This is a genomic window from Staphylococcus sp. FSL W8-1268, from assembly GCF_038003965.1.
In the GTDB taxonomy this organism is placed as follows: domain Bacteria; phylum Bacillota; class Bacilli; order Staphylococcales; family Staphylococcaceae; genus Staphylococcus; species Staphylococcus hominis.
Genome location: NZ_JBBOQE010000001.1, coordinates 282419 through 297878, shown reverse-complemented (window position 1 = coordinate 297878; position 15460 = coordinate 282419). Strand labels below are relative to the sequence as shown.

The 15460-nt window shown below is 33.1% G+C and carries 11 protein-coding genes; 1 reads left to right on the top strand and 10 read right to left on the bottom strand.

Going from position 1 to position 15460, the window contains the following annotated elements; genetic code table 11:
• Positions 1 to 110: 110 nt before the first annotated feature.
• The 9 genes from lqo to betB form a co-directional block, all read right to left on the bottom strand.
• Positions 111 to 1613 carry an L-lactate dehydrogenase (quinone) gene (lqo, locus tag NST64_RS01425; protein ID WP_002449218.1) on the bottom strand — a complete coding sequence of 501 codons (1503 nt, stop codon included), beginning with the start codon at positions 1611 to 1613 and terminating at the stop codon, positions 111 to 113.
• 320 nt (positions 1614 to 1933) lie between these two features.
• A complete protein-coding gene (locus NST64_RS01420) occupies positions 1934 to 2764 on the bottom strand; it encodes a pyruvate, water dikinase regulatory protein (RefSeq protein ID WP_002449455.1) in 831 nt (276 codons plus the stop codon).
• Between the two features lie 6 nt (positions 2765 to 2770).
• Positions 2771 to 5395, bottom strand: coding sequence for a pyruvate, phosphate dikinase (gene ppdK / locus NST64_RS01415; protein ID WP_107632350.1), 2625 nt, complete (start codon positions 5393 to 5395; stop codon positions 2771 to 2773).
• A 213-nt stretch (positions 5396 to 5608) separates the two neighbouring features.
• Positions 5609 to 7201, bottom strand: a complete 1593-nt coding sequence (mbcS, locus tag NST64_RS01410) for an acyl-CoA synthetase MbcS (RefSeq protein WP_002449501.1) — start codon at positions 7199 to 7201, stop codon at positions 5609 to 5611.
• Positions 7202 to 7344: 143 nt separating this feature from the next.
• A complete protein-coding gene (locus NST64_RS01405) occupies positions 7345 to 7827 on the bottom strand; it encodes an antibiotic biosynthesis monooxygenase family protein (RefSeq protein ID WP_048762286.1) in 483 nt (160 codons plus the stop codon).
• Positions 7828 to 7890: 63 nt separating this feature from the next.
• Positions 7891 to 8097, bottom strand: a complete 207-nt coding sequence (locus tag NST64_RS01400) for a YozE family protein (protein WP_002488219.1) — start codon at positions 8095 to 8097, stop codon at positions 7891 to 7893.
• 125 nt (positions 8098 to 8222) lie between these two features.
• Complete coding sequence (locus NST64_RS01395; protein WP_423229175.1) at positions 8223 to 9359, bottom strand: amidohydrolase; 1137 nt, start codon at positions 9357 to 9359, stop codon at positions 8223 to 8225.
• Positions 9360 to 9533: 174 nt separating this feature from the next.
• A complete protein-coding gene (gene betA, locus NST64_RS01390) occupies positions 9534 to 11240 on the bottom strand; it encodes a choline dehydrogenase (RefSeq protein WP_002449442.1) in 1707 nt (568 codons plus the stop codon).
• A gap of 136 nt (positions 11241 to 11376) precedes the next feature.
• Positions 11377 to 12867 (bottom strand): betaine-aldehyde dehydrogenase, encoded by a 1491-nt coding sequence (betB, locus tag NST64_RS01385; RefSeq protein WP_002449244.1) that lies wholly within the window; start codon positions 12865 to 12867, stop codon positions 11377 to 11379.
• Positions 12868 to 13106: 239 nt separating this feature from the next.
• Here betB and cudC point away from each other — a divergent pair, with 239 nt between their 5' ends.
• On the top strand, positions 13107 to 13661 hold the full coding sequence (gene cudC / locus NST64_RS01380; RefSeq protein ID WP_049419091.1) for a choline uptake/conversion transcriptional regulator CudC: 555 nt from the start codon (positions 13107 to 13109) through the stop codon (positions 13659 to 13661).
• A gap of 92 nt (positions 13662 to 13753) precedes the next feature.
• On the opposite strand, the gene NST64_RS01375 is transcribed toward cudC, so the two are convergent.
• Entirely contained in the window at positions 13754 to 15376 is a 1623-nt protein-coding gene (locus NST64_RS01375) for a BCCT family transporter (protein WP_340731021.1), read from the bottom strand.
• Between the last annotated feature and the right edge of the window lie 84 nt (positions 15377 to 15460).

Here is a 15460-nt window from a genome sequence, read left to right as displayed (position 1 = left end):
ACGTGCTCATCACTTTTTTCATGTTTTTAAGCAGTTATAACCATTAAATTTATTTAATAAAAAAACTGTTAACAGAACGTGATGTCCTGTTAACAGTTTTCTAATTTTTCTTATTTAGCATTAGTATTTTCATAGAAACCTAATTCTAATTGTTTAGATGTTAAACGACGAGTTTTTCTCATTAAGTCAACATCATGAATTAATGATTCACCATATGAAGGAATCATTTTTTTGATTTTTGGTTTCCATTCATCTAAATATTGTTCGAAGTTTCTTTCGATAACTTCTAACGCTACTGAAACTGATGTAGAAGCCCCTGGTGATTCACCAAGTAAAGCAATGATAGAGTGGTCTTTAGAGTCAACCACTTCTGTACCGAATTGGATGAATCCTTTACCTTCTTTTTCATCATCTTTAATAACTTGTACACGTGTACCAGCAGTATATACTTGCCAATCTTCATCACGAGCTTCAGGGTAGAACGTACGTAAGTGGTTCATACAACCTTCTTTAGTCATGATGATTTGGTCAAATGAATATTTAAGTAATGACATATTCTTAACTGCTGCAGCTAATAACGTAGTGATATTGTGTGGTTTAACTGATTTGAATAAATCTAAGTTAGAACCGTGAATTAAGAATTTAGGACCAACATTTGCGAATGGTCCGAATAATAATGTTCTTTCACCATCGATATAACGAGTATCTAAGTGAGGAACAGTCATTGGTGGTGTGCCAGGTGGCTCTTTACCATAAACTTTCGCATCATGTTGTTCGATAACTTCTGGATTTGTACAAGCGATAAATTGACCAATGATTGGGAAACCACCGATATGTTTACCTTCTTCGATACCAGTTTTTTGTAATAATGGAATAGATCCACCACCAGCACCGATGAATACATGGTCAGCTTCTTTAGTAAAGACTTTATTGTTAGCTAAGTCTTTAATTTTAACTTGCCATTTACCGTTAGATAAACGTTTGAAGTCTTGTACTTCATGATTATAGTTGACGTTTACGTTTGAATCGTCGTTTTGTAAGTTATGTGCCATTTTACGAGTTAATTCACCGTAGTTAACGTCAGTACCTTCGTCGATTTTACTAGCAGCCATTAAGCCATCATCGAAACGACCTTGCATCATTAATGGAATCCATTTTCTCATTACTTCGATGTCTTCAGTATATTCGATATCATCGAACATTGGGAAATCTTTCATTTTTTCGTAACGTTCTTTTAGGAATTGAACGTTGTTTTTACCACGTACGAAACTGATATGTGGTAAAGGATGAATGAAATCTCTAGGATCTTTAATTTGTCCTGATTCTACTAAATGACCCCAAAATTGTTTAGAAATTTCAAATTGTTCATTAATTTCTTTTGCTTTTTCAATGTCAATCGTACCATCTGGTTGTCTTACAGTATAGTTTAATTCACATAATGCAGCGTGACCAGTACCAGCATTGTTACGTTCATTTGAACTTTCAATACCTGGACGATCTAAACGTTCATAAAGATCGATGTTCCAGTTAGGTACAAGTTCATTGAACATAGATGCAACTGTTGTACTAATTACACCAGCACCGACAATAATCATATCTTTTGATTCTGTCATTTTTGTACACCTCTCCAAAAATTATGTTTCACAATATAATATAATTACCTGTTGCTCTTGTTTCCCTAATATCTAGTAATCAATATATTGTTTTTAGTAATGTGTTAAGTCTTTCATTACTATGTTAAAACAAATATTGTCAATTGTAAATCAGAAAAACTTAATTATTTGAATTAATGAATTCATTATCATTAAATTAAGCAGAAAGATTTATCAATATAAGCTAAACAGTAAGAATGTTTAGTTGAATGATCAAAGTTTTATTATAACATGATGTCATTACAATCACTTAATGATTTACTTACAACCTTATATGATGATTATTTATTATTTTGTAAAAACTTTTCAATATAAAAAGCTGATTCTTCAATTGATTTATACTCAGTATTAATCACTGTAGCATTTAATTTTTTAAATACTTCTTCTGCATAACTGAGTTCTTCTTTTATACGATTTAAATTATTATATTGAGACGCTTTTGACAAACCTAATGTTTCAGCACGACTTTTTCGTATATTTGCAATATACTGTGGACTTGCAGTTAATCCAAATACTTGTAACCCTTTTTGCTTAAAAACACTGTCTGGAATACTAACTTCAGGTACTAAAGGAATGTTTGCTATTTTGTAGCCTTTATTCGCTAAATACATACTTAATGGTGTCTTTGAAGTACGTGATACCCCTACAATCAATGCATCTGCTTCACCTATATCAGAAAAATGCTTACCATCATCATATTTAACTGAATATTCAATGGCTTCAATACGCTTAAAATAAGCTTCATTTAACTTTCTTAATGCACCACTTTCCATCAATGGTTTTTCACCTGTCACGTGTTCAACAATGCTAATTAAATCAGACATATAATCTACATATGGGATATCATGTTCTCTAGCAAATTCGTGACCAAGTGCATTAAATGATTCACTTACTAATGTCGTAGCTACTATTGCGTTGTGTTCTTTCGCTAAATTTAATATATTTAAAAATTCTTCCTCATCTTTAATATAAGGAAATTTTTTTATTTCTACATTATTTAAATCTGGAAACTGGGTTAAGGTTGCATGAATCATACGTTGAGCAGTTTCTCCAATTGAATCTGAAACAATAAACAATTTTAAATTATGCGCTTGTGACTCGACTTCATTCATTTTTGATTACTCACTTTCCTCCACTTGACTTTGAGCAGTCGCTAAAATTGCTCCTGGAATTCGGAATGGTGAACATGATACATAATCAATTGATAAGTGATTGAAATAATGAATAGATTTCGCATCTCCACCTAATTCACCACATACACCAATCTTAATATTTTCGTTCACTTTCTTTGCCTGTTTAACTGCCACTTCAATTAGTTTTCCAACGCCATCTTTATCTAATGTTTGGAACGGGTCAAGTTTCAATATATTTCTTTCAGTATACACATTTATAAACTTCCCTGCATCATCTCTAGAAAAACCAAATGACAATTGTGTTAAATCGTTCGTACCAAAGCTGAAGAAATCACAATGTTTTGCTAATTCGTCTGAAATAAGACATGCACGAGGCGTTTCGATCATTGTTCCCATTAAATAATCTACGCTTTTCTGATGTTGTTTTTCTATTTGGGTAATCGTCTTAACAAGGTTTTCTTTTAAAGTGGTAAATTCTTCTACTGTAGACACTAACGGAATCATAATTTCTGGTTTACACTGAATGCCTTCTTCTTTTAATTTAAATACACTTTCAATAATCGCTTCTACTTGCATTTCATATAACTCAGGGTATGTGATTGCTAAACGACAACCACGGTGTCCAAGCATTGGGTTCACTTCGTTTAAATCCACAATGCGTTTATCTAATGTTTCCTTCGGTATATTTAATTGCTTCGCAACATTCGCAATATCTTCCTCAGAATGTGGTAAGAACTCATGCAATGGCGGATCAAGTAAACGCACTATGGTAGGATGTTCACCTGATAATTTAAAAATTTCTTTAAAGTCTTCTACTTGATATTGTTTAATATGATTAAGTGCTTCGAGACGATCTTCACGAGAGGATGATAGAATGAAACGTCTCATCTCTACTAGTCGCTCAGCCCCAAAGAACATATGCTCTGTACGTACTAATCCGATGCCTTTAGCGCCAAATTGGTAACCTACTTTAATATCTTGAGGTGTTTCTGCATTCATACGTACTTTTAAACGAGCTGTTTTTTCTGACCACTCCATAAATTGATTGAATGACTCACTATGCTCAGCATTGACTGTTTTAATCTCACCTAAATAAATGTCACCTTCTGAACCATCAACTGAAACCATATCTCCTTCATGTAGTGTTTGATCGCCATAGTATACCGTCTTAGCACTCGTATTAATTTCTAAATCAGAACATCCTGTCACACAACATTTACCCATTCCACGAGCTACAACTGCTGCATGAGACGTCATGCCACCATGTGTGGTTACAATCGCTTCACTTGCAATCATACCTTCAATATCTTCAGGAGACGTTTCTGGTCTCATCAAGATCACCTTTTTACCTTGCTCTGATTGTGCTTTCGCCTCTTCAGCAGTAAATACAATTTGACCTGTTGCAGCACCTGGGCTCGCTGGCAATCCCATTTTAGATACAACTATTGCTTCTTTTAATGAAGACTCATCGAAATTAGGATGTAAAAGTTGATCAATTGATTTTACTTCAACTTTTTTCATTGCTTCTTTTTTAGTAATAATGTCTTCATTCACTAAATCTACAGCAATTTGAATAGCCGCACGTGCTGTACGTTTACCATTACGAGTTTGGAGTAAATATAATTGTCCATTTTCAATTGTAAATTCAATATCTTGCATATCTTTATAATGTTTTTCTAATTGTTTTGTCACATCTACAAATTCTTGATGAACCTCTGGCATTTGATCGTGTAATGTTGAGATATCTTTAGGTGTACGAATACCTGCAACAACATCTTCTCCTTGCGCATTAAGCAAATATTCACCAAATAATTTATTTTCGCCAGTCACTGGATTACGTGTAAAAGCAACGCCTGTCCCACTATTATCTCCACTATTACCGAAAACCATTTCTTGGATATTTACTGCTGTACCAATGTCGTGTGGAATATCATTTAAATCTCGGTAAATACGAGCACGATCATTATCCCAAGATTTAAATACAGCTTCTATAGCTTCTTCCAGTTGTTTCAAAGGCTCTTGCGGGAAAGGTTGATGTACTTCTTCTACATATATCTCTTTAAAGCGCTTACAAATTTCTTTTAAACCATCTGCACTAATGGCAGCGTCATTCTCAAAATGGTGTTGTTTTTTATACTGTTCGAAATATGTATCAAATGCTTGCATAGGCACACTATATACGACTTCACCAAACATTTGTAATAAACGACGATAACAGTCATAAGCAAAACGTTTATCCCCAGTTTTTTTAGCCAATTTTTCTACATTTTCATCATTTAAACCCAAGTTTAATATTGTATCCATCATTCCTGGCATAGAAATTTTTGCCCCACTTCTTACAGAAACAAGCAATAAATTCGTATCAGAAGAGAAGATTTTTCCGGTTCTCTCTGAAAATGAAGCCAAGTGATCAATTAATTCTGTTTTGATGTCAGTAGATAATGACTTCCCTTGTTTTAAATACTCAATACATGCTGTTGTGGTAATGGTGAAACCATCTGGTACAGGTAAACCTAAGCGTTTCATTTCAGATAGATTAGCTCCTTTACCTCCCAATAAATCTCTCATTGATTTTTGTCCTTCATCAAATGCATAAATATATTTAGTCATTATAAATCACCTCAAATTTTTATTATGTCATACTAATTATTTAAAAGTATGTCATAATAATGCATGAAATACAATTAAAATTATCTTTATTTTCAATTTTTTTAAATATAGACATATTTCCAACATTGATGTTATCTGATACATCAGTATGCTCATCATAAAAAAACACTGATAAATTAGTGACATACTAATTTATCAGTGTGATGCATATGATTATTTATTTTGAGCGTTGTTATGTTTTGTGCGTTCTGCTTCGCGTAATTCAACACGACGAATTTTGCCAGAGTTTGTTTTGGGTAAATCTTCTACAAATTCAATCGCCCGTGGATATTTATATGGTGCGACTACTTTTTTAGAGAAAGTTTGTAACTCTTTCACTAAATCATCACTTGGTTTATAACCCTCTTTTAAAATAATAAATGCTTTAACAATATTGCCACGAATTGGATGTGGACTTGCTACAACTGCACATTCTTTTACCGCTTCATGATTTGTGAGTGCATCTTCAACTTCGAAAGGTCCAATAGTATAGCCAGAACTAATAATAATATCGTCACGGCGACCTTCAAACCAGAAATAACCATCTTCATCGATATGTGCTAAATCTCCAGTAATATAATAATCTCCTGCATGTGCATCTTTTGTACGTTTCTCATCTTTAAAGTAACCTTTAAATAATCCAGGGAAATCAAGTGGTAATGCTATATTACCTTTTACATTTGTATCCACTTTGTTTCCCTCATCATCAACAACTGCTACACGACTACCAGGAATAGCTTTACCCATAGAACCAGGACGTTGTTCTGTATCTTTTAAGAAACCAATTAATAGCGTACTTTCTGTTTGTCCATATCCGTCACGCACTGTTAAATTAAAATGTTTACGGAATTGTTCAACGACTTCTCTATTTAATGGTTCTCCTGCAGATACTGCACTGTGTAAATGATCTAAATTGTATTTATCTAAGTTATCTAATTTTGCCATCATACGGTATTCTGTTGGTGTACAACAAAGCACATTAATTTTAAATTTTTGTAATAATGATAAATAACGAGAAGGATTAAATTTACCATTATACACAAATGCTGTCGCTCCTGATCCCATAATAGATAGGAATGGACTCCATACCCATTTTTGCCAACCAGGTGCAGCTGTTGCCCACACCAAGTCATCTTCTTTTATAGCTAACCAATGTTCAGGTGCCATTTTCATATGAGCATATCCCCAACCATGAGAATGTGTAACAGCTTTTGGATTACCTGTAGTTCCAGAAGTATAAGATAAAATAGCAACATCATCTCTTGTTGTATTTGCTGTGTCTAATTCATCACTTTGCTTTACTTTTTCCTCTTCAATACTAATCCAATTCTCTTCATTTCCATTAATAACAAATTTTGTTAATTCATGATATTCTTTAATGTCTCTAAATTCTTCTATAAAATCAGCTAACGCAATAACTGCATTAATTTCTCCATGCGTAATACGATATTGTAAATCTTTTGTTCTTAACATTTCAGAACTCGGGATAATTGCAATACCTAATTTTAATGCTGCAATATAAAGTTCATACGTGATGATAGCACGTGGCATCATGATTAACACTTTATCGCCTTTTTTTAGTCCATGGTTTAATAATACATGTCCTACTTTATTAGCGTTTTTAATTAATTCAGAGTATGTCACACTAATGGGTTCTTCTACACCATTTTCATAAATAATTGCTTGTTTATTTTGATTTGAAGCATGTTTTTCTATTTCAGATACAATATTATATGTTTCTGGTGCTAATAAATTTAAATGATTCATTACTTTACTTTCCTTCCAATTTTTAAATCTTCATCGTTCATAAAATCATACATCTTAATTTCATGCAATTCTACGCGGTATTTGTTTTAAATATAAAAAAGATTAAGTTTCTATACCAGTATATTACTTTTTTAGAAACTTAATCATTGAATATTAAACATATTATCTATATCAATACTCGTTTCTAAATTAGCAAGTTCTATTCTTACATTATAAGATAAATCGCGATTAACTATTTTATTATCGACACCTTGTTTAGTGCCTCTTTTTTTATGCGTTTTACCATAAGCGTCTGAACTTTGCCAATCATAGAACGATTGTCGATCTTTCCATAACGTCAAAATAATATAATGACGATGCTTAGTTTGAGGACGTAAAAAACGTAAAGCTTTGAATCCTGGCACATCTTGTAAATATTTAGTGCGCTTTAAAAATTTAGATTCAAATTGAGGTTCATTACCTTCATTAACAAACAAGTGATTTAAAACACACATTGAATCGTTTGTTAACTCATTTATTGACTCAAGTACTGTATATAATTGAACATCATTATTTTTTTCGATAGACATCGTTTGATCTTCTTTTTCTTCTATGACATATGTTTTATAATTATCAGTTAAAGTCATTTCTTTGTTCCTTCATTTCTTAACTAGCTTTAAGCTATCATTTTTTATTTTTGCTATTCACATCTATCTTTTTTCATATAACGAAAGGGAACGTTTAACAATTTCTAAGAATTCATGATCTAACATCGACATCTTAGAAAAGTAATCAAGTATATTTTCAGCAAGATATTCATGTTTTGGAAAATCTTGGTCTTGATTTATCCATGATGCAAGTTCACCTAATGGGGTCTTATCATCAATAAATCCTTGCATAAAATCATAGAAACTCATCAACTCACCCCAATATCTAGATATAGAATAATACTATCATGACACATTCTTTAATACTAGAATATCAACTCGACTTCTACTTTAAAAATGTAAATTGATTTCTTATAAATATATAGTATGACTGCTTATTCAATAGTTAGATAGTTTAATACCACAGCACCTACTGCTTCTGCTGCAACTAACATACTTGATTCATCAATCGTAAATTTAGGATGATGATGTGGATATGCTTTACCCTTTCTAGGTTTTGCTCCAGAATATATAAAAGTACTTGGCAATGTTTTAGCATAAAAAGCGAAGTCTTCAGATGGCGGTTGAGGTTCACATATTTCTACGCCTTTAACATCAGCTAATTTTGACTGTTTAATTGTTTCTGCAACATATTCAGTAAAATCAGGATCATTATACAATGCAGGATAATCTTTACTAAATGTAAACTCACAATTTACACCAAACGTTTCTTCCAAACCGTGAACTATTTGTTTTAAAGCCGTTTCAATACGATCACGTGTAGCATCTGTCAAAGCGCGAACGTCACCTTCAATGGTTACTTTATCTTTAATCATATTAAATTGACCTTTACCATCAAATGATCCAATTGTGACGACACCCGTTTCAAATGGATTAAGACGACGTGAGACCACTGTTTGAGCAGTAGTAACGAAATGAGCTCTCGCTACAATCGCATCATTTGCAGTATGCGGAGAAGAACCATGTCCTCCTTCACCTTTTACAATTAATTTAAAGTAAGAACGTCCTGTTTGAACGTTACCCTTATGATAATAGACTTTACCAGGCGCCATATTAGTCATCACATGGGTACCTAAAACATGGTCCACGCCATCCAATACGCCATCTTCAATCATACCTTTAGCTCCACCAGGTGGCATTTCTTCAGCGGGTTGATGAATAACAATTACTTTGCCACTGAACTGAGATTTCATTTCTATCAATGTTTCTGCCAAAATAAGCATATATGCTGTATGTGCATCATGTCCACACGCATGCATGACTCCCTCGTTTTTAGAAACAAATGATAAACCAGTATCTTCTTGAATGGGAAGCGCATCAAAATCTGCTCGAATAGCAATCGTTTTCCCAGGTTTACCACTATCTATCGTCACTTTTACACCATGTTGTCCTATATTTGTTTCTACCTTACAATCTTTATCTTTATAAAAATTAGCAATATATTTGGGTGTCTCAGTTTCATGAAATGATAGCTCAGGATATTCATGTAAATGTCTGCGAACCTCGATCATACGTTTTTCCTTATCTTGTAAACGTTGCACTAAATCTTTAATTATTTCATTTCACTCCTTCTCTTTCATTCATTATATGCCTTTACGTATTAAAAATGTTGTAGAAGGGGATATTTAAAATAAAAAGGTCAGAATCATCTTTGATTCCAACCCTTATTTCATATAACTATTTTATTAATGTTTATAGTATGGATCGAATTCCATTGCTCCAGCGTTTTCATCACTAACACCATGTTTATAGTAATCAACATATTGTGGTTCTAATGGTTTTTTACCACGAATGATATCAGCTGCTTTTTCAGCGAGCATTAAAACTGGTGCATGAATATTACCATTAGTAGTGCGAGGCATAGCAGACGCATCAACAACACGTAAATTTTCCATACCATGTACTTTCATAGTTAATGGATCTACAACTGCCATTGGATCTGACGCTGGCCCCATTTTAGCACTACAAGAAGGATGTAAAGCAGTTTCACCATCTTTACGTACCCAATCAAGAATTTCTTCATCTGTTTGTACAGATGGTCCTGGTGAGATTTCACCGCCATTATATGGATCCATCGCAGGTTGAGATAGAATATTACGTGCTACTCGAATTGCTTCAACCCATTCTTGTTTATCTTCTTTTGTTGATAAATAATTGAATACAATACTTGGTTTTTCAAATGGATCTTTTGATTTAATTTTTAAACTACCACGTGAATTTGAATACATAGGACCAACATGTACTTGATACCCATGCGCCACTGGTGCTTTTTGACCATCATATCTTACAGCAATCGGTAAGAAATGGAACATTAAATTTGGATATGCAACTTGATTGTTAGATCTAACAAAAGCGCCACCTTCAAAGTGGTTTGAAGCTGCTGCACCTTTACGTGCAAATATCCATTGTAATCCAATCCAAGGCATACGTTTTACATCTAAGCTTGGTTGTAGTGAAACTGGCTGCTTACATTTATGTTGAATATATACTTCTAAATGGTCTTCGAAGTTTTCTCCAACACCAGGTAAGTGCATGCGTGGTTCTATACCTTTAGATTTTAAGAATTCAGAATCACCGATACCAGACAATTGCAATAACTGAGGTGTATTAAATGCACCACCTGAAAGAATCACTTCACCGGCATTCACAGTATGAAGTTTACCATTACGTTTAAACGTTACACCAGTAGCTTTCTTACCTTCAAAATGTATTTTAGTAACAAATGCACGTGTTTTAACTGTTAAATTTTTACGCTTCATTGCAGGACGTAAATAGGCACGTGAAGCTGAAACACGACGACCATTATGTACTTGGCTATCAAATGGACCAAAGCCTTCTTGTCTATATCCATTGACGTCGTTTGTTTTATGATAACCTGCTTCAACACCTGCATCGAAGAATGATTTAAATAATGGATTTGTGGCTGGCCCACGTTTTAATTTAATCGGACCATCATGTCCTCTATATTTATCATATGGCGCAGCTCCAAATGTTTTTTCTAGTTTTTTAAAATAAGGTAAACAATGTGCAAAGTCCCAAGTTTCCATTCCTTCTGGTTCAGCCCAGCCTTCATAATCCATTGGATTACCACGTTGATAAATCATGCCATTAATTGAACTTGAACCACCTAATACTTTACCTCGAGCATGGTCTACCTTACGTCCCATATGCGGTTCTTCTTCAGTTTGGTATCTCCAATCGTAAAATGGATTTCCTGAAGGAAACATCAATGCTGCAGGCATTTGTATAAATAAATCCCATGGATAATCACTACGTCCTGCCTCTAGTACAAGTACTTCTTTATTTTTATCTTCTGACAAACGATTTCCTAATACTGATCCAGCGCTTCCTCCACCAATAATTACGTAATCATATGATTGATTTTTACTCATATATTGCCGTCCTCCCGTAAAAATATAAATCTTCTATTTAAATACAATTTAGTTTGATTTGATACATCTTTATACTTCAAAATAAATGGACCGTAAAATAATACGCCTACGGTCCTTTATAGTTAAATTGTAAAAGTTATTTACTAAAGAAATTTACAGGTTCTGGATTTCTATTTGTAAGAATATGTTTAGAGATTAAATATTCTTCTAATCCTTCTTTACCTAACTCACGTCCAATACCAGATTGTTTATAACCACCCCATGGCGCTTGAGCGAAGTAAGGATGGAAGTCATTAATCCAAACTGTGCCTAGTTTTAATTTATTAGCTACACGTTGTGCTTTTCCTATATCTTTAGAAAATACTGCACCTGCTAAACCATAAATTGAATCATTAGCGAGTGCAATCGCTTCTTCTTCATTATCGAACCCTTCTACTGTAACAACAGGACCAAATACTTCTTCTTGAACAATTCTCATATGAGTATCGCAATTAGTGATTACAGTTGGTTCAAAGAATAAACCATCTTTTAAATCTTCATCGTCTGGACGTTTCCCACCGATAGCAATGGTTGCACCATCATCTTTAGCAACTTTCATATATTTTTCAATTTTATCTCGATGTTCTGGAGAAATCACTGGACCCATTTCTGTATCACTATCAAATCCATTACCTAATTTAATTTTTCCAACACGTTCAATTAATGCTTTTTCAAATTTATCTTTAATATCGTTATGCACTAAAATTCTTGAACCTGCTGAACAAACTTGACCTGCATGGAAATATCCGCCATTTAATGCTTGATCTACAGCTAATTCAAAATCAGCATCATCAAAAATAATATTTGGATTCTTTCCGCCAAGCTCTAATGCAATATTAGTTACATGATTTGCAGCATTCTTCATAATGTGTTTACCAGTTTCAATTCCACCCGTAAATGATACTAAATCAACTTCTTTATGACCTGATAATGTATCTCCTACTTCTTCACCACTACTTAATATTAGGTTGATAACCCCTTTAGGGAATCCAACTTCTTCCATTAATTCAAATACACGAATTGTTGTTAATGGCGTAATTTCACTTGGTTTCATTACTAATGAGCAACCAGTTGCTAATGCAGGTGCAATTTTCCATGAAGCTTGTAATAATGGATAATTCCAAGGCGTAATTTGTGTAACTACACCTACAGGTTCTTTGACAAGTTTACTTTCAGTGTTAGGTATTGGAGAATCAATAATTTCTCCTCCGTCTTTATCCGCCAAACCTGCAAAATAATTAAACACATTTGCAATATCATCCATATCTGCATAAGATTCCTCTAATGTTTTACCGGTATCTAACGTTTCTAATTTGGCTAATTCGTCACGATTTTCTGTAATTTTATCAGCAATTGCTCTTACTTTTTTACCTCTGACTTCACTTGTTTCTTGTGACCACTCACCATTTTCAAATGAACGACGTGCTGCTAAAATAGCCTGTTCTGCATCTTCCTTAGTCCCTTCAGTAACAGTAAAAATCACTTCTTGATTATATGGATTAATAATATCTCTAGTATTTTTGTTAGCGCTCTCTACCCATTCACCATTGATATATTGGCGATTAGACAATGCTTTTACAAGTTCCATCATACTACCTCCGTTAAGTTTGTTAAATTTTTATTTAACGAATTTTACAAAAGTAGCTTATCATATTTCTTAAGTCATTGCAAAAATCATCTTTATATATTTTTTTATATTATTTTTAATATTGTAGGGATTAAAATTGACTTTTGAAACTCTTAAGAAAAAATCATATAATGAGTGAGAATGTAAAATTTGTGTTAATATTTCACATCTTATGAAGATGAAAATAAGTGAGGTGCAATATGAGCAATTCTAATAATATTAATCAAAAAATAGAGGAAGCGAAAGATTTAGTTATTAACTCAATTGGTGAAACCATGGATTTATATGGTACAAACCGTAGTGTTGGTAATCTTTACGGTACGATGGTTTTTGAAGGTAGTATGACGCTTGATGAAATGCGTGAACATTTGCAAATGAGCAAACCTAGTATGAGTGCGGGTGTAAAAAAATTGCAAGAATACGATATCGTTAAGCAACAATTTACCCGTGGCAGTCGGAAACAACATTTTATAGCCGAGAAAGATTTCTTTAATTTTTTTCGAAACTTTTTCACACAAAAATGGGAACGTGAAATCGATACAAATTTAGAAGCGACGAAAAAAGCAGAAAACATTCTTCAAAACATAATACAAACTAATAATTTAAGTGAAGAAGAAAAAGAAAAAATAGATAGTATACAATCCCAATTGAACCACACAAAATTATATTATAAATGGTTAGAAAATTTAATTTCTGCGATTGAATCTGGAGACATTTTCGAACATTATCCTATACCAAAAGAAGAAGATTTATAACTTAATTCAATATCAATATGATTCAAAAATCCTCAGAAATTAGATTTATTATCTAATTTCTGAGGATTTTTAAATGTATTATCATTTTTACATTATAAATTATCGTCTTCAGGGTCTGATTTAACTTGAACAATACGAAGTGAACGTCGTTCTACTTCTTTTAGTTTATCTGGTCTTGTTTCCAGTTTAATCCGATCTTTATTAAGTGTGATAATAAAGGATATCATCATAAACGTAAATATAAATAGAAGTGGTACACTTGCTAATAATGAAGCAGTCTTTAACACTTCAAGAGCTCGTTCTCCACCAACTAACATAAGGGAGAAAGGTAATAGACATAAAGCGAAAGCCCAGAATAAACGATTCGCTTTTAATGGTTCCCCTATTACCTTCTTCTGAGAAGCAGCTGCTAAAATATAAGAACCTGAATCAAAAGTCGTTGCTAAGAATAAAAATGCAGATATTAAGAACAACACTATAATTAAAGAACCCATTGGCAATTGGTGCATAACTTCTATAATTGTTGCTTCAGTACTATGTTTATTTAAAAAATCAACCACATTAAACTGTCCACTAATTTGTAAATAAACGGCATAGTTACCAAAAATACCAAAGAATAAGACACATCCCAATGTACCATAAGCAATTGTTCCTAATATGACTTCTTTGAGACGACGACCTTTTGAAATTCGAGCAATAAATAAACCAATAAATGGCGCATATACAAGCCACCATGACCAATAAAATATCGTCCAATCTTGAGGGAAATTTGTTTCTTTACGGTTTCTAATTCCACCAAATGGCTCCATCCATGTTGCCATATGGAAGAAATCTCGCATCATATTCCCAAAACCAGTTAACGTTGTTTCCATAATAAAGATGGTTGGACCTACAATAAATACAAATGCAAGTAGTAAGAATGATAACCATACGTTAATATCACTTAATTTTTGTATTCCTTTTTTTAAACCAGTATAAGAACTAATTGCAAAAATGACTGTGATTGTGAAAAGTATAATTGAGCGAATAACCATATTGTCTCCATCTATACCTGTTAATCGTTCAATTCCAGAAGAAATTAATGGCACACCTAATGCTAAAGAGGTTGCCGCTCCTCCTAATAGTCCAAATATAAATAAGATATCTACTAATTTACCTAAAAATTTATCAGTTTGTCCTTTCAGTACTGGACGACAAGCTTGACTAATTTTATATACTGGTTGTTTCTTTACAAATACTAAATAGCCAATAGGCAAAGCTGGTAATACATAAATTGCCCATGCAATAGGTCCCCAATGAAACATACCATATTGCGTTGCATATGTAAGCGCCTCATCAGTCATTCCTTTAGCCCCATTTGGAGGTACCTGATAATAGAAAGCCCATTCGATAACACCCCAATAAAGAATATCTGAACCAATACCTGCACAAAATAGCATTGCAGCCCAACTAAAATTATTAAATTCAGGTTTATCACTTGCTTTTCCTAAAGTCACATTACCATATCGGCCGAAAGCAATATAGAGTACAAAGGATAAAACAGCTAAACCTATAAATAAGTAAACAGATCCTATCGAGTTAGAAATAGCACTATTTATATCAGTAATAACTTTCTCACTTGCACTTGGAAAGACCATCATAGGTATAACTGCTGCAAGCAAGACAATCACAGTACCTATAAAGGTGGGCCAATCCATTATTTTTTCTTTTTTCAACTAAGATCCTCCTTTGAATATTATATGTACGACTTATAATGTATTTAAGTGAATGATCCACGTAATGACAATATCTAAAATTAA